This is a genomic window from Enterobacter cloacae complex sp. FDA-CDC-AR_0132 (assembly GCF_003010695.1).
Lineage (GTDB): Bacteria > Pseudomonadota > Gammaproteobacteria > Enterobacterales > Enterobacteriaceae > Enterobacter > Enterobacter ludwigii.
In genome coordinates this window covers 1,681,126-1,697,084 of the sequence record NZ_CP027618.1, presented here as the reverse complement: position 1 = coordinate 1,697,084, position 15,959 = coordinate 1,681,126, and the positions used below count along the sequence as shown (strand labels likewise).

General features: G+C 55.9%; 14 protein-coding genes and 3 pseudogenes. 2 read left to right on the top strand and 15 right to left on the bottom strand.

From position 1 onward, the window contains the following. Positions 1 to 15 precede the first annotated feature (15 nt). Positions 16 to 1,206 (bottom strand): purine ribonucleoside efflux pump NepI, encoded by a 1,191-nt coding sequence (gene nepI, locus AM379_RS08305; RefSeq protein WP_032679299.1) that lies wholly within the window; start codon positions 1,204 to 1,206, stop codon positions 16 to 18. 207 nt (positions 1,207 to 1,413) lie between these two features. Here nepI and AM379_RS08300 point away from each other — a divergent pair, with 207 nt between their 5' ends. After that, positions 1,414 to 2,412 carry an aldo/keto reductase gene (locus AM379_RS08300; protein ID WP_032679298.1) on the top strand — a complete coding sequence of 333 codons (999 nt, stop codon included), beginning with the start codon at positions 1,414 to 1,416 and terminating at the stop codon, positions 2,410 to 2,412. 65 nt (positions 2,413 to 2,477) lie between these two features. Here the strand turns inward: AM379_RS08300 and AM379_RS24610 are convergent. The 5 genes and pseudogenes from AM379_RS24610 to AM379_RS08270 all read right to left on the bottom strand — a co-directional run. Next, a pseudogene (locus AM379_RS24610) lies at positions 2,478 to 2,603 on the bottom strand (acetyl-CoA C-acetyltransferase); the annotation flags it as partial. Then, a pseudogene (locus tag AM379_RS08290) lies at positions 2,597 to 2,776 on the bottom strand (acetyl-CoA acetyltransferase); the annotation flags it as partial. The pseudogenes AM379_RS24610 and AM379_RS08290, both read right to left, overlap by 7 nt. Beyond that, a complete protein-coding gene (locus tag AM379_RS08285) occupies positions 2,773 to 3,186 on the bottom strand; it encodes a carboxymuconolactone decarboxylase family protein (RefSeq protein WP_025206518.1) in 414 nt (137 codons plus the stop codon). The gene AM379_RS08285 and the pseudogene AM379_RS08290, both read right to left, overlap by 4 nt. Then, positions 3,173 to 4,393, bottom strand: a complete 1,221-nt coding sequence (locus tag AM379_RS08280; RefSeq protein WP_025206519.1) for an MFS transporter — start codon at positions 4,391 to 4,393, stop codon at positions 3,173 to 3,175. Before AM379_RS08280 ends, AM379_RS08285 begins: the two co-directional genes overlap by 14 nt. A 135-nt stretch (positions 4,394 to 4,528) precedes the next feature. After that, positions 4,529 to 5,041 (bottom strand): annotated as a pseudogene (locus tag AM379_RS08270) (HAD family hydrolase); the annotation flags it as partial. A 572-nt stretch (positions 5,042 to 5,613) separates the two neighbouring features. On the opposite strand from AM379_RS08270, the gene AM379_RS08265 reads away from it, so the two are divergent. Then, positions 5,614 to 6,534, top strand: coding sequence for a LysR family transcriptional regulator (locus AM379_RS08265; protein WP_106503596.1), 921 nt, complete (start codon positions 5,614 to 5,616; stop codon positions 6,532 to 6,534). Here the strand turns inward: AM379_RS08265 and AM379_RS08260 are convergent. The 9 genes from AM379_RS08260 to ivbL all read right to left on the bottom strand — a co-directional run bounded on the left by AM379_RS08260 (position 6,531) and on the right by ivbL (position 15,519). Then, positions 6,531 to 6,983, bottom strand: a complete 453-nt coding sequence (locus AM379_RS08260; RefSeq protein ID WP_014167992.1) for a DUF1198 domain-containing protein — start codon at positions 6,981 to 6,983, stop codon at positions 6,531 to 6,533. The genes AM379_RS08265 and AM379_RS08260 overlap by 4 nt on opposite strands. 186 nt (positions 6,984 to 7,169) lie before the next feature. Next, positions 7,170 to 8,174 carry an alpha/beta fold hydrolase gene (locus AM379_RS08255; RefSeq protein WP_050737661.1) on the bottom strand — a complete coding sequence of 335 codons (1,005 nt, stop codon included), beginning with the start codon at positions 8,172 to 8,174 and terminating at the stop codon, positions 7,170 to 7,172. Positions 8,175 to 8,328: 154 nt separating this feature from the next. Continuing rightward, entirely contained in the window at positions 8,329 to 9,720 is a 1,392-nt protein-coding gene (uhpT, locus tag AM379_RS08250; protein ID WP_020882733.1) for a hexose-6-phosphate:phosphate antiporter, read from the bottom strand. A 132-nt stretch (positions 9,721 to 9,852) separates the two neighbouring features. Continuing rightward, positions 9,853 to 11,172 carry an MFS transporter gene (locus AM379_RS08245; RefSeq protein WP_106503595.1) on the bottom strand — a complete coding sequence of 440 codons (1,320 nt, stop codon included), beginning with the start codon at positions 11,170 to 11,172 and terminating at the stop codon, positions 9,853 to 9,855. Continuing rightward, a complete protein-coding gene (gene uhpB, locus AM379_RS08240; protein WP_020882734.1) occupies positions 11,165 to 12,670 on the bottom strand; it encodes a signal transduction histidine-protein kinase/phosphatase UhpB in 1,506 nt (501 codons plus the stop codon). Before uhpB ends, AM379_RS08245 begins: the two co-directional genes overlap by 8 nt. Further along, positions 12,667 to 13,260: a transcriptional regulator UhpA gene (gene uhpA / locus AM379_RS08235; protein WP_106503594.1), complete on the bottom strand. Its 594-nt coding sequence runs from the start codon at positions 13,258 to 13,260 to the stop codon at positions 12,667 to 12,669. The genes uhpB and uhpA overlap by 4 nt, the downstream gene beginning before the upstream one ends. Positions 13,261 to 13,333: 73 nt before the next feature. Continuing rightward, positions 13,334 to 13,621 (bottom strand): acetolactate synthase small subunit, encoded by a 288-nt coding sequence (gene ilvN / locus AM379_RS08230; RefSeq protein ID WP_106503593.1) that lies wholly within the window; start codon positions 13,619 to 13,621, stop codon positions 13,334 to 13,336. 3 nt (positions 13,622 to 13,624) lie between these two features. Next, a complete protein-coding gene (gene ilvB / locus AM379_RS08225) occupies positions 13,625 to 15,313 on the bottom strand; it encodes an acetolactate synthase large subunit (RefSeq protein ID WP_050737662.1) in 1,689 nt (562 codons plus the stop codon). Positions 15,314 to 15,420: 107 nt separating this feature from the next. Beyond that, positions 15,421 to 15,519, bottom strand: a complete 99-nt coding sequence (ivbL, locus tag AM379_RS08220) for an ilvB operon leader peptide IvbL (RefSeq protein WP_071605430.1) — start codon at positions 15,517 to 15,519, stop codon at positions 15,421 to 15,423. Between the last annotated feature and the right edge of the window lie 440 nt (positions 15,520 to 15,959).

Sequence of the window (15,959 nt, the reverse complement as noted above, 5' to 3'; positions counted from 1 at the left end):
GAAGAGGGGATTTACTTATTTTGCTTTCACCTTACTCGCCACCAGCAGCGCCGTCAGCAGCATCAGGGTTCCTGAAATCACCAGCGGTGACGTCAGCCCCAGATGGTCCAGCGCAACGCCGCCAATCGCCGCACCGCAGGTGTTCGCCAGCTGGATCACCGCGACCTGAATCGACCCGGCTTTTTCCGCCTGATCGGCGAGCGAGCGGGTGATCCACGTCGACCAGCCCACCGGCACCAGCGCAAAAGCAAAGCCCCAGATAATCGCAATTGCCGACGCAACCCACTTATCGCTGCCCCACAGCACCAGCACCGCAGCGCTAATTGCCAGCACCAGCGGCGCACCCGCCAGCGCCACTTTCAGGGAACGCTTCAGGAACGCGGACGACAGCGAGGTGCCGACAAAGCTGGCGATACCGAAGCTCAGGAGCACCAGCGTCAGGCCATCCACATCAAACCCGGCCATGTTCATGAATACCGGGCGGATATAGGTGAAGAAGGCAAACTGTCCGGCAAATGCCATAAAGATGGCGGTCATCCCCGCCAGCACGCCCGGGCGCTTCAGCAGGCTGAACATATTCTGTTTATGGTGTGCCGCCTCCCCCGGTAAGAACGGCAGCGCTTTCCAGACCCAGAGAATGCATAGCACCCCCATCACCGCGGCAGCGTTAAAGACGTTACGCCAGCCGATGATCCCGCCAAGGAAACTGCCCAACGGCGCAGCAATGACCAGCGCAATCGAAACAGCACCAAAGATCACGGAGAGGGCTTTCGGCACGGTGCGCGCGGGAACCAGACGCATGGTGAGCGAGGCCGACATCGCCCAGAAGCCGCCTAATCCCAGCCCCAGACAGGCGCGACCCAGCAGCAGCAGGGTGAAGTTATTGGCAAAAGAGACCAGCAGGCAGGAGAGCGTCAGCAGCACGCTGAACAGAATGACCACTTTACGGCGGTCGATGGTGCCGATCACCTGGGTAATAAACAGGCTAGCGAACATCGCCACAAAAGCGGTCACGGTGACGGACTGCCCCGCCACGCCTTCGGAAATGCCCAGATCCTGCGCCATCGGTGTCAGCAGGCTCACCGGCAGAAACTCAACGGTAATCAGGCAGGCAACGCAAAATGCCACGGAGAAAACCGCCGACCAGTTGGGGCGAGTGACCTCCTGGGTCTGCGGTCTGGGCGTGGGCTGAATGTGTTCTGTCATGGCGTCACCTGAAGATAAAAACGTGCGGAAAAGTCGCGCAGTTTATCATCAAAAGTGTGACGGATTTAACGATTTGACAACTTTTGTCGTTTTTAATGAGCCTGAAGAGAGCGCGTCGTCGACTGATACCTTTTCTGCATAACGAAAATGAAAATTCAGTCTCCACATTTGAGGTGAAACAATCATAGCGTCTGAAAAGGAGAAACTATGAAAACACGTAATTTATCTCAAAATTTTACCGTCAGTGCCGTCGGCTACGGTGCCATGGGTCTGAGTGAATTTTATGGCCAGACTGATGACAACGCCTCGCTGCGGGTATTGCATAGCCTCATCGATCTGAACGTGACGTTTATTGATACCGCAAATTTATATGGCCGTGGTCATAATGAAAGACTAATCGGTCATTTTCTTGCCGGGCTGGATAAAAGCACTCGCGAGCAGTTCAAAATAGCCACGAAATGCGGCATCGATCGCTCTCCCGACGAGTCTTATGCCCGCACCATCAACAATACGCCTGACTATATCATCCGCTGCTGTAATGAGTCCCTCAAGCGGCTTGGCGTGGAGCGAATCGACCTCTTTTATCTACACAGACTGAGTAACACCACCCCGGTCGAAGAGAGTATGGATTGTCTGCGCACCCTTGTGAAAGAGGGCAAGATCAACCACATAGGCCTTTGCGAAGTGTCGGCGTCAACGCTGCAACGGGCCCATGCGGTACATCCGGTCACCGCGCTGCAAACGGAATATTCTCTGTGGACACGCGATATCGAGGAAAGCATTCTGCCGGTCGTGAAAGCGTTAGGCATTGGTCTGGTGCCCTACTCGCCTCTTGGCAGAGGCTTCCTGACGGGAAAATACCTGAACAATAGCGAATTTGCAGAGGGTGATTTCCGTAAAAATAACGAGCGCTTTATGCAGTCCAGCCTCGATCATAATCGCCAGCTGCTCGATGTCATCCACCCGCTGGCGGCGAAATACGGCTCTACCGCGGGTCAGATTGCCCTTGCCTGGCTGTTAGCGCAATACGATCGGCTGGTTCCCATCCCGGGCACTAAGCACACCGGCTATCTGGCCGAGAACGCGCGCGCTGCCAACATTGAGCTTGAGAAGAGCGATATTGAATCATTGAACAACCTGCATCGCCGTATAGCGATTAAAGGCGATCGCTATTCTGCCGAGGGTATGAAGGGCGTGAACGCCTGATACCTCATCATGAAAATAAAAAAACCGGGTTTTCCCGGTTTTTTTATATCGGATACGCCGTGCCGTTAGCGATAAACGCTCAGCGCGGCGACGCCATACTTGCCGTCATTACGGACCAGGGCATGAACCAGCGTCATCAAAATCCGGCAGCCGGATGCGCCTATCGCATGCCCAAGCGCGATTGCCCCGCCGTAAGAACCTGACCCATAATGACCTGAGAGATATCACTGGCCTCTACGCCAGATTCTTTCAGGAGCGCCTGAATGACCCAGCTTCCCAGGTCAGCGGCGGAATGCTCCGCAAGCGCGCCCAGAAATGCGCCCGTCGCCGTGCGGCGGGCTGCAATAATGACAACCTCGCTCATGCGTCACTCCCTTTCAGTCCCGGCAACGTATGACCCGTCGCAGCGATTGCCGCGCGGTAGGCGGTAAGACCGTTCATACAGGCGGGAACGCCGGCATACACCGCCATCTGTATCACAATTTCAAGCAGCTCTTCCGGCGTCACGCCGGTGTTGAGCGCGCCTCTCATGTGCAGTTCCAGCTGCGGCATAGCATTACCCAGCGTCACAAGCGAGGCGACAGTCAGCATTTCGCGCGTTTTGAGCTCCAGTCCCGGACGTCCCACCACATCCCCGAACGCATAGTCGGTTATCAGAGCGGGCAGGCCCGGGTCCAGTTCGCTCAGGCGGCGGGTGACTTTATCCGCGAGCCCTGCTTCAAGACGGTCCATGATCTCTCTGCCATAGCGCGTGCGGTCATTAATTTGACTCATAAGATTTCTCCATACGGGATTGTTTTGCGGTCAAGGTTGCAGGAATAACCGCGACAAGCAGAACGGACAGGCCGATAGCCGTGCCGGCGACGATATACAGGAGCGGCATTGAAAATGATGAAACCATCCAGGCACCGACCGACGCGCCGATACCAATGGCGGTATTGAAAAACGAAACGTAGATTGCGGAGGCCGGGAAGGCTTTATCTTCAGCCATACGTAAAACCCACGTCTGGAAGCCGACAAATATTCCTGACACGGCAACGCCCCAGATAATCATGCTGGTGAATATCAGCGCAGCAGAGAGCGAGGAACCTGACAGGCCCAGGAACAGCAGCACTGCACAGATCAGCAGTACAGACAGCGAAACCGTCAGCTTGAGATACTTATCAATCATCACGCCGGTCAGGAAATTACCGGCCAGACCCGCGATGCCGTAAACAAAAAGCACGGCGGGAATAAAGGCGGTGGACAGTAAACTCTGCGTGTGAAGCCAGGGTTCAATGTACGTAAAGGCGGCAAAGTGCGCCGTAACAGCCAGCAGGGTTGCTGAGTAAATTTTCCACAGGGTAGACGATTTCAGCACGCCCTTAAGCGCATCCAGGCCAAGCGCGCTTTTGCTGGCGATCTGGGGAACAAGCACGCTAATACCCACAAAGGCAATTACGCTCAGCGCGGCCATCAGCCAAAATGCCTGCCGCCAGCCGAAGTGGATACCAATGTAGTTGGAAACCGGTACGCCAAAAACGCTTGCTGCGGAAACGCCACCAAATACGATTGACGTCGCCGCACCAATATATCTGGCAGGAACCATGGCAACCGCCGTTGCGCCGATCATCGCCCAGAATGCACCGTGTGCAAGCGCGCCCAGCACGCGGGCACTAAGCAGCATTCCGTAGGTGTTAACCGTCGCGGCCATGACGTTAGAGATCAGAAGCACCACGGTGAGCACGAGTAAAAGCCGCTTCTTAGCCACATTGCCTAAAAAGACGGAGGCAAACAGCGCACTCAACGCCCCCACCCAGGCATAAAGCGACACGGTCATGCCCACCGCGGATTCCGAAGACCGTAATCCCTCTGCGATTGGCGTTAATAATCCGACCGGCGCCAGTTCGGTAGTGACAATAGTAAACGTTGAAATAGCCAGAATGAATAACGCAAGCCATGACCTTAACGTCATATTTTGCGGAGAGAGTTCTGAAGTCATACTACTTACCTCAATAATGGTTTAAATAATGTGCCAATTTTTTTCTGCTGCATATCGGATAAGCGCGGAATGCTCTCCCACACAGACGGGATGCCCAATGGCTTCGAGCATTGGAATATCCGAAAGATCGTCACCTTAGGCATAACAATCCGCTGGATTAATCTCCTTATCCCGGCAAAACGTCATCAGGGCGTCTTTTTTACCCGCTCCAATTGTTTCGGGCAGGCCGATTTCCCCCGTCAACTCGCCTGCGTCATTTATTATTAACGGAGCACAGAGTATGTCCGTTACCCCAAGATATTTCGCAATGGGTGACAGAATCGGAAGCATAGAGCCCGATATAAATACGATGTACATGTTCTGTCTCTGATGGCTTTTAAGTGCTGAAACGGCACTCTCAATAAAAAATTCGTTTTCTGGCTTACGCCTGAACCATTCATCGCCCATTTCTTCCAGATAACGACAAGACACACCTTTAAACTGGCGATAATACTCTCTGTTCAGCGTCTCCCTTGGCACACCGTTTTTTACGTCGACGCGAAAACGAGACATATAGCGTTGAAGACGATCGTTTTGATTATTTTCCCTGCACCAGAAGTCATAGAAATCAAACATGCTTTTAATATTTATTAGCGTCTCATCAACCTCAAAAAATGCGGCGTGGTTTCATCGCGCCACTGACGATACTACTGATAGTTATGGGCGGGCACCTCAACGTGACGAAACTGAATATAATTAGATTCGGGTAAACTCTTTTTATTATCGATTGGGGATTCAACAAACTTAAGCAGTTCGCGACGAATATCGGCAGAAAGAACAGCAGAGAAACGATGGAACATGGATTCCATTTCACTCTCAGCACACGCAATTTCTTTAATGTCATTGAAAGCGCGCAGTTCCAGCAGTTCATTAACACCGTTTTCTTCACAGGAAAACTAGCGAACGTTTTCATTGCTTTTTAAGGAGGTAAAATCTTTCTCTGTAAAAGTATTTTTTAACGGGAAGCGTGATACCAGTACATATTTAGACGACATAATTACTCCGAATATTGATTGAGTGAGGATTCGGGTAGAAATTTATCAATATAGGAAACAATTGGAATTGTTAAATTTGTAATATATTTTTGGTATTACTGTTGAAATGGGTTTACTGCCCGCATTTAGCGTGTAATATCGAAATGGAAAAAAGACGAAATACCTTTTCGCATTCAGGACCCACGTATGGCCACAGCAGAACATTTAATCAGCAATAACCTGCCCAGTATCAAACAATTACAATGCTTTCTCGCTGTCGCACATGAACTGAACTTCCGTAAGGCTGCCGAACGCCTACGCATGACTCAACCGCCATTGACGCGTCAGATAAAATGCCTTGAAGCGGTTCTGAAACGTCAGTTGTTCAGCCGCAACACGCATGACGTTAGCCTCACAGAAGCAGGCCGTGCGCTGGTTGTTCAGGCTGAAAAAATACTCAAAGACATCAGTAACCTAAAAGAAGATCCTCTCTCTTCTGAAACGAGCCTGCGTATTGGACTCACGCGGACCCTTAATTTTGAATATATTGAACCCGAGAATACCCAGCTTCAAAAAATGAACGCGGGAGATGATGTCGAAACGCCGGACCTGACGTCAGCCCAACTGCTGCAAAGCTTGTCTAAAAACATGCTGGATCTGGTGCTGACCGGTGAAAAAGGAACGGGTCATGAAGACATTGTTCAATACCGCTGGGTCTGCCAGGAACCGTTGCTCATCGCAATGCCCTCTTTACACCCTGCCAGCCTGAAAGAGAAAGTCGCGCTGGAGGATATTAGCGATCTTCCCATTTTCTGGTTTTCCAGAAGTGCCAACCCGTCATTTTACGACAAATGCGAAAGCTACTTTGATACGCTGAAAACGCCTCTGAAGCGGATAAAAGAGCCGGATGATACCCTTGTGATGCTAAGCCGTATCGCAAGAGGGAAAGGATTTGCGCTACTGCCTCAGTCGAAATGCACCTTTAATCAGGAAGGACTTTGCTACCGTGAACTCACGGACGCCGAGGCAAAAAGGTTAAACATAGATATCTATGCCGCCACTCGCCTCAATGAAAATAGAGAGGAGATCCTTAACGCACAGAATGTGTTATGCGGGAAAACGGCTTAATGCAGGTAAAACACGCCCTCTTCCGGCAGGAAAAGCTGGTTATAGCGCAACTGGAAGGCGTTTAGCTCCTGCGGATCGGGCTCCATTTCACGCATAAAACCCAGCGTCAGACGGACCTGCGCGTCCGTGATCGGCGCGGCCAGACGGGCTTTACGCAGCATACGGTGCCAGGCAAGCAAATTCTCTTCACTGCCGTCGACAATGCAGACCTGCCAGATCAGCAGCACCTGGGCGGCATTTTGCAAATGCGCTTCGTCCGGGCGTTCAAGGTAGCGGATAAACTCATTGCCGGGCGTTTTACCGAACTGATCGATCATCGATTCTACAGGAACCGGGGTGATCCCCAGCCGCTCGCTCAGGCGTTTAATTGCGCGACGTGAATCTGAGGTCAGGACCCGAAATCCCACCACAAACACCACGGCAAGCGTTGCCAGCATTATCCAGACCATGCGTTCTCCTCTACGTCAGCCGCTCATCATAGCGGGAAACGCGCGGCGTCGACAGCGGGCAAGGCCATAATAGTGCAGTGAAAAAAGGTGGAAAATCGTTATGAGGGCAGCGCCAGGTATGCTGGCGAGTAGTGTGCGGAAGACAGCCCGCGCAGAACGGGCTGCGGGGCTGTTGCTTTAGACCGGTCAGCGTACCTGCAGCCCTTTCAGCAGCGCGTCATGGAAGCGCTGAGGGTCCTGCATCTGTGGCGCATGGCCCATGTCGTTAAACTCAACCAGCGTCGCATGCGGAATGCGTTTTTCCGTCTCCTTACCCAGTACTGCATAATTGCCCAGCGTCTTGCGGATCGCCGGCGGGGCGAGGTCTTTCCCGATGGCGGTGTTGTCTTTGGTGCCGATCATCAATAATACCGGCATCTTCAGTTCACCAAATTCGTAGATCACCGGCTGGGTATAAATCATGTCGTAGAGCAGGGCTGAGTTCCAGGCGACACGCGTTTTGCCCGGCCCATTGTTCAGCCCGGCCAGCATCGTCACCCAACGCTCATACTCCGGCTTCCACTCCCCGGCATAGTAGGTATTTTTCTCGTACTGACGAATACCATCGGCGCTGGTTTTAAGTTCACGCTGATACCACTGATCGACCGTAATATGCGGTACGCCGCGGGCTTTCCAGTCTTCTAAACCAATCGGGTTAACCATCACCAGCTGTTCCACTTCCTGCGGCCACATGAGCGCGTAGCGGGTCGCCAGCATGCCGCCGGTCGAGTGCCCAATAACCGTCACGCGATCGACGCCGAGCTGCTTAAGCAACGCGTGGGTGTTATCCGCCAGCTGCTGGAAGGTGTACTGGTAATGCTCGGGTTTGGTGGATTTACAAAAACCAATCTGGTCTGGTGCCACCACGCGGTATCCGCTGGCGGAAAGCGCGCGGATAGTCCCCTCCCACGTTCCGGCGCAGAAGTTTTTACCGTGCATCAGCACCACGGTGCGGCCGTTGGGTTTTTCTGGCTTAACGTCCAGATAGGCCATATCAAGCGGCTGATGTTGCGAGGTAAAGGTGAAATGCTTAACCGGCCAGGCGTAATCAAACCCCTCCAGCTTCTCACCGTACGTCGGCGCATCCGCCGCCAGGGCGGGGGAGGCAAGCGCCACCAATAGCGCAAGACAGGATAGTCGTCGGTTTACCATGCAAGCTCTCCATAACAAAACGGACAAAAGCCGCGGGGTGCGGCAGCAAAATTAAAATGTAGAGCATTGCAGGGAGCGGGTCTGTAAAGGGGGGTAAAGGTGGAATGTAAAAAAAAGCCCGGCGGTCAACCGGGCAAAGAAGTTACCTGCACACTCAGGCTACTTTTAATTTCTGCATCCGATTTTCACGGCGGATCTTACGTTCTTCCAGCACCGCGACCATCGCCATCAGGACGATACAACCGATGGCGGCGGCATCCAGCGCGGCAAAGGTGCCCGCCCAGCCGGTGAGGCCGAAAATCGGCGTGCCGTCGGCGATCATACCCAGACCCAGCTTGGCGAAGCTGTCACCGATCAGGTAGGCGAAGGTGCCTTTAATTCCATCGGCAGCGCCGATCGCTTTTTTCGGTACGAAGCCGACTGCTGCCACGCCGATCAGCAGCTGTGGACCAAACACCAGGAAGCCGAGCGCGAACAGGGACGCCAGGTAAACGTACTGGTTGCTGGCGTGCTGGTAGACGCCGAGCGTGGCGATAATCAGCGCCAGCGCGACGCAGGCTACCAGCGCACGGCGACCATTGGCGAGGTCCGAGAGCCAGCCCCACAGCAGCGTGCCGACCAGCGCGCCCACTTCGAACAGGGTGAAGCCCTGAATCGCAACTTCTTTGGAGAGCTTCAGCTCCTGGAAGGCATACACGGTGGACCACTGGTCGATACCGATACGCACCACGTACAGGAAGATGTTGGAGAAACAGAGCAGCCAGATCACTTTGTTTTTCAGCACGTACTCAACAAAGATCTGCCATTTGGACATCTCGTTTTCTTCGGTCTCTTTGTCCTCTTCGCTGATCTCCTCGCCGAACAGCTCTTCGGCTTTGCCGAGGCCGTACGATTCCGGGGAGTCGCTGCCGTAGCGCAGGCCGATAAAGCCGACAATCAGGGCGATAATCGACGGGAAGATAAACATGCCGATCACGTGGCCGTCGAACAGGTAGTTTGCGCCGAACAGCGCCACGCCTGCCGCACCCGCCCCGCCGAGGTTGTGGGAGATGTTCCACATGCCGAGGTACGAACCACGCTTGCGGCGAGGGGTCCATTTGGTGATGGTGGAATAACTGCACGACCCGCCGGTACTCTGGAAGAAACCGCTCAGGGCGTAGAAGGCGATCATCATGAACAGGCTGACGGAGCCCGCGCCCATGCTGGCGCTGAAGCCGAGCATACAGATGGCGGAGAGGATCAGCATAAACGGCAGGAACTGCTTGGTGTTTTTGCCGTCCGCGTAGTAGGAGACGACGGTTTTACCCACGCCGTAAGTGATGGAGAAGCCCAGGCCAATCATCCCCAGCTGCGTCATGCTCAGCCCGTAGGTTGAGATCATGTCGTTCTGCGCGATGTTAAAGTTTTTGCGGATCAGGTACATGGTCAGGTAGCCGATAAAGACCACCAGGTAAGACTGCATGAACGGTTTGAACCACATTTTACGCCGCACATCGAGCGGCAGATCCAGGGTCGGTTTGCGCACCTGATTTAAGAAGGCCAGCATGATTGGTTTACTCCTGAGCTGATTTTTGCAGCATTGTAAAAACCAGCCGGGAGCGACGCCTGAGACAGCGTCCAGGTGAAACCAGGAAAATTTCTTAGTTTTGCGCTATTCGGGATGAAAAGGTGAAGCACATCACGCTTCGTGTGCCTCGCGCGGCGCCTGCGCATGCAGGAACGGCAGCAGCAGCAGGGCCGAAATTCCTGCCGCGATGGCGATCACGGCAAAGAAACCGCTCCAGTGCCAGACGTCGATCACCCGCGCCAGCGGCCAGCCGGAGAGCGAAGCGCCAAGGTAAGCAAACAGCCCGACAAAGCCCGTCGCTGCTCCCGCGGAGTCTTTGTGTGAACACTCCGCCGCCGCCATGCCGATCAGCATCTGCGGGCCAAAGACGAAAAAGCCGGTGGTGAAGAAACACGCCGCCTGCATCACGTAGCTGGCAAACGGCATCAGCCATAGCGAACCAACGGAAAGTAAAATCCCGGCGGCGAAGATCAGGTTCATCGGCCCGCGGTTACCGTTGAAGAGCTTATCCGAGCCCCAGCCCGCCACCAGCGCGCCGATAAAGCCGCCCAGCTCGAACATCGTCACCGCCGAGTTGGCGGTCACCAGATCGACGCCCAGGGTTTCGGACATATACAGATTGCCCCAGTCGTTGATCGCCGCACGCACCACGTAGACCAGCACGTAGCAGAGGGAGAGTAACCAGATATAGGGATTTAACAGCACATATTTGGTGAGGATCTCTTTACGCGTCAGCCCTGCACCTTCCTGCTGTTGAGCGACTTCCATCTCGTCGTGCCGCCAGTCGCCTACCGCGGGCAGGCCCACGGTTTGTGGCCTGTCACGCAGTCGCCAGCAAAGAAACAGCCCGGCAACGATCGCCAGCCCGCCGGCAATCATCATTCCCGTACGCCAGCCGTAGTGCAGCGCCGCCGCCCCGACCACCATCGGAATAAGCGCCCCCCCGACGTTATGCGCCGTGTTCCAGATAGCCCACCAGCCGCCACGCTCGTTGCGCGAGTACCAGGCGGTAAGCAGACGGGCACACACCGGCGCACCCCATCCCTGGAAAAAGGCGTTCAACGCCCACAGCAGCGCAAAGGCCCAGAGCGAGGTGGAAAAGCCAAACAGAATGTTCACCACCCCGGTGGCAATGAGTCCTGAGCCCATAAAATAACGGGCATTCGAGCGGTCGCTGACGATACCGGAGAAGAACTTCGACAGGCCGTAGGTGATGTAAAACAGCGTCGCCAGCAGGCCAATATCGGTGCGTGTCATCACCCCGCTGGCGAGGATTTCCGGCGCGGCGGCATTGAAACTTTTGCGGGTAAAGTAAAAAAGCGCATACCCCAGCCAGATGGTGATCAGGATATGGCGACGCCAGTAACGATAGCGGGCGTCAATTTCACGTTTATCGTTTAGCGGGGCGGCATTCGCCGGGGTTTTAAACATGCTGACTCCTCAGCGGTAAACTGACGCTGACGCGCGTGCCGTGGGTGCAGGAGATCGTCAGGGTGCCACCCAACGCCTTGACGCGCTCACGCATGCCCGCCAGGCCAAAACCCAGCTGGCCGGAGCCCGGCGGCAGACCGCAGCCATCATCTTCAATCACCAGCATCAGGCGTTCATCCTGTTGCCATCCCTGCAGCGTTACCGCGCTGGCGCTGGCGTGCTTAACAATATTATTCAGCCCTTCCTGACAGACGCGGAACAGCGTGACGCGCTGGCCCTCGCTCAGCAAAGATTCATTGATGCGCCAGTCAAGATGGCTGACGATCCCGCGGCTTTCCAGCTCCATCTCGCGCATCAGAGACCGTACCGCCTGCTCAAGCGTAAGATCGTCCAGCTGGCGCGGTCGCAGCCTGCCAAGCAGTCGCCGCACCGAGTCATACACGCCAAGAGAGAGCTGTTCGATATGTGCCCCGCCCTGCTTTACGCCAGCGTTTTCGGCCGCCAGACGCTGAACGATGCCCGCCTGAGTGCGAATGGCGGTAATGGTCTGGCCGATGTCATCGTGCAACTCGCGGGCCACCTCCTGCCGGACGCTCTCTTCCGTTTCCAGCAGGCGTTCTGCCAGACGGCGATTACGCGCCAGCTCGGTTTGTAATGAGTGGTTAAGTTCACGCAGGCGCTGAATCCCGGCCCCCAGCAGCAGCCCGGTCAGGCTCTGGGCCAGCAGGGAGAGCAGTAAATCGACGGGGTGATCGTGCCAGGTCTGGCTGGCAATCAGCGCGATAGCGTTCATCAGGGTGGCAATCAGCGCGCCCTGCCAGCCGTAGTGCCACGCGAGGGCAATAATCGGCAACGCCAGGCAAAACGGGGTAAAGCGCGACAGCTCATCGGGCAGGCCAAGCTGCAGCCACAGGCTGATCGCAAACAGCAGCAGATACCAGATAAGATGCCGGGCGCGCCAGTTTACCGGCTGAGAGACCAGCGCCGGTCCGAGCGGCTGCCAGACGGTACTGGTGAGGTAGTGCCAGATAACCAGACAGGTGGGAGCCAGCGTCAGACCGCCGGTCAGCGTCAGCAGAAGGGCGTTAAGCATCTCCTCCTCGCCGGTCCAGGGCAGGGACTGCAACAGCGCGGCGGCAATCAGCGCAGCCCCCTGACGCAGCAGCGTGCGCCAGTCGCGCTGGTGACGATAACGGGAGATCAGCGCCACCGGGATCAGCGTGAGTACGCTGCCCGTCACCAGTAAAGGCAAGTGCGCCAGCGCCACCTCCTGCGCCAGCCAGATCAGCATCAGCCATTCGGCGCCCAGCAGTACCGGCCAGAAACCGCGCGGGCATTGCAGCATCAGCCCCAGACGCAGGCCAAACGGGAAAAGCAGCACCGCCAGCTCCGGGCGTTCAACCAGATGCAGGCTGATACTCCACAGGCAGAACCAGGCGGCGGAGAAAATGGAAAAACTGGCAGCAACGGCGATCAGCCGTGAAAACAGCGGGTTCATTGCCAGCTGTCGAACATGCGGCGCGCCAGCTCAACGTCATTACTGACGCCGAGTTTTTCCATCAGATTAGCGCGGTGAACGTGAACGGTTTTTGGCGACAGCCCCAGGTCCACGGCAATCTCTTTCACCGACATCCCCTGTGCCAGTTTTTCTGCCACCTGACGTTCGCGTCGGGTGAGCGGGTCCTGTCGCCCTGCCGCCAGCTTGATGGCGATATCCGGCGTCAGGTAGCACCCGCCGGCGGAGACCGTGCGCACGGCAGCGATCAGTTCGTCCGGGCTGCAGCGCTTGGAAAGAAATCCGCGTGCGCCTGCGTTCAGTGCCTGCTCCACCAGCGCCGGGCTGTCATGGACCGAGAGCATCACGATCGCCATCCCTTTCGGCAACTGGCTCAGCAGCTCAAGCCCGGAGAGATCCGGCATCGAGATATCGCAGATACAGACCTGGACACCGCGCCCGGGCAAACCCGCCAGCGCCTCGCGACCGGAGCCGAACTCCGCCACCACCTGAAAATCAGGCTCAAGGTTCAGCAGCTGGGCAAATCCGGAGCGGACGATGAGGTGGTCGTCGATAAGGGCGATGGTGGTCATGGCGCGTTCCTGGCGGGTTAAAAAACGCGCTTACCTTAACGATAAGCGCGTGGGGGTTCAAGCTTTGCGCTATTTACTCGAAGAACACAGCAATTTTGTTAAACATGGTGGGATCGGACTGGTTGCGCTCCACTTTCTCGACATCTTCCAGCTTATCGATCTGCGCAATCATCTGCTCCAGACGCTGATCGTCATTCACCAGTAGCCAGATGCGGCTGTGCTCGCTGCCCTGAATGGGCAGACAGAGGATACCTTCCACGTTAAACGCGCGGCGGGCAAAGAGCCCACAGACGTGCGTCATCACGCCAGGGTGGTTTCGGACGGTGAGTTCCAGAATGACGTTATCATGTTGTTTCTGCATGGCTTATTCCCCCACCATCTCTGTATTTGCCGCACCTGGCGGCACCATCGGGTACACTTTTTGTTCAGGATCGATACGCACGTGGATCAGCGCCGGGCCAGGACGAGAAATCGCCGCCTGCAGCGCCGCATGAGGGTCCGCTTCGGCGTTCAAATCGCAGGTATGCAGGCCAAAACCGGCGGCAATCTGCATAAAGTTAATCGTTCCTGGATAGGTCGCGGCAAACACGCCCTGCGTATAGAACAGACTCTGCTGCTGGTGCACCAGCCCCAGCGCCTGGTTGTTCATCAGGATGATTTTCACGTCTAACTGGTTTTCGGCTGCCGTCGCCATTTCCTGAATGTTCATCATCAGGCTACCGTCACCGGAGAAGCAGATCACCTTGCGATCGGGATTGGCCAGCGCCGCGCCCACTGCCGCCGGCAGGCCAAAGCCCATGGTCCCCAGTCCACCCGAGGTCAGCCACTGACGCGGACGGTTCAACGGATAGGCCTGGGCGGTCCACATCTGGTGCTGGCCTACGTCGGTGGTGATAATTGCGCTGTCATCAACGCAGGCGGCCACGGCGTTAATCAGCCCGTAATGGCTCAGCGGGTCCCCCTCGGTTGGGATAGCGCCCGGGAACTCTTTTTGCAGATCGGCAACCAGCTGACGCCAGTCGGCGCGATCGGAAGCGTTCGTTTGCGGAATCAACTGCGCCAGCACCTCGGCAACATCACCCTGAATCGCCACGTGCGGCTGCTTGATTTTACCCAGCTCGGCACGGTCGATATCCACATGAATGATTTTGGCGTTCGGGCAGAACTGCTCGGTCTTGCCAATCGCCCGGTCATCAAAACGTGCACCCAGAACAATCAGCAAATCCGCTTCTTGCAGAATGTAGTTCGTGCTGCGCGCGCCGTGCATCCCCAGCATACCCAGCGACAGCGGGTGCGCTTTTGGCAACATACCCAGCGCCATCAGGGTCATGGTGGTGGGCAGGCTGGCTTTCTCTGCGAGCTGGCGTACCGCGTCGGAGGCATTAATCGCCCCGCCACCCAGATAAAGCACCGGGCGTCTGGCGGCGTTAATCATCGCCGCTGCAGCCTGCACGCTCTCTGCGCTGAACTGCGGCGCTGGCGCACGTTCACCCGGCTCCGGCAGCACGTCAATCTCGATCTCTGCGGTCTGAACATCCTTAGGAATGTCTATCCACACCGGGCCGGGACGGCCGGATTGCGCAATACGAAACGCATCGCTGATAACCTGAGGAAGCTCGGCGATATCGCGAACTAAATAGTTATGTTTAGTGATGGGGATAGAGATGCCGTAGGTATCCACTTCCTGAAACGCGTCGGTACCGATCATGGAGGACGGCACCTGGCCGGTGATGCAGATCAGTGGAATTGAGTCCAGGCGCGCGTCGGCGATAGCGGTGACCAGGTTAGTCGCACCCGGGCCACTGCAGGCCATACAGACCGCGGGTTTGCCCTGCGTACGCGCCATACCCTGAGCGATGAAACCCGCGCCCTGCTCGTGACGCGCCAGAACGTGACGAATCTGCGTGCTTTGGCTTAACGCATCATACAGCGGCAGCACGGTGCCGCCCGGGATCCCCGCAACCGTGGTGATGCCCTGTCGTTCCAGCAAATGAACGATTAACTGCGCGCCCGTGAAACGCGTTTTGGTGGATGTTGTGCCCGAACTTGCCATGCTCCAGTCCTTTTCTTCTGAGCCGACTTTCCGGGGAGGGTCCTTAAACGAAAAACCCCGCCCGGTTTGCGCCGGCGGGGTTTTGGATTCGTGTGTTGATCCAGTCCCTACGGCGCATTGCCGACGACCACCACCACACGCACGACGACCACTGCGGCTGGTTGCGCAGTTGCTAGTAGGGTCGAGGTGAACATGGATGCTGTCATTGGGGACCTGTGTTTGGAATCTATTGATAGAATTTATACAAACACAGCTTTTCGGGCATGACAATGGAAATATTTTCATCTGCGCAAAAATGCGTCGAAGATCACGTTTCGTTTGTTGCGTGCAGAAAACAAAAAACCTCGCCTGAGCGAGGTTTTTTTTCAGAGGTTTTGCGGTTGGTCGCCGCAGAACACACTGTGTTACGTCAACGCAAAAAGTATACGCGATCGAAGACGAACGCGCAATTCGGGCACGGATTTTGACGTTTTTGAGTATGGACCGCCTTCTGAATTTTGTCCAAAAAATACTGTTCATGCATACAGTATTTATCTATACTGAGGGTGTTCGCAGTGAGCGAGGGGGCCGCAGTTCTACCGGCGCAACGAAGTCCTGGCTGAAACGGGTGGTGCCGTCAGTGCCTTAACCCCCTGAAGTGAGCACA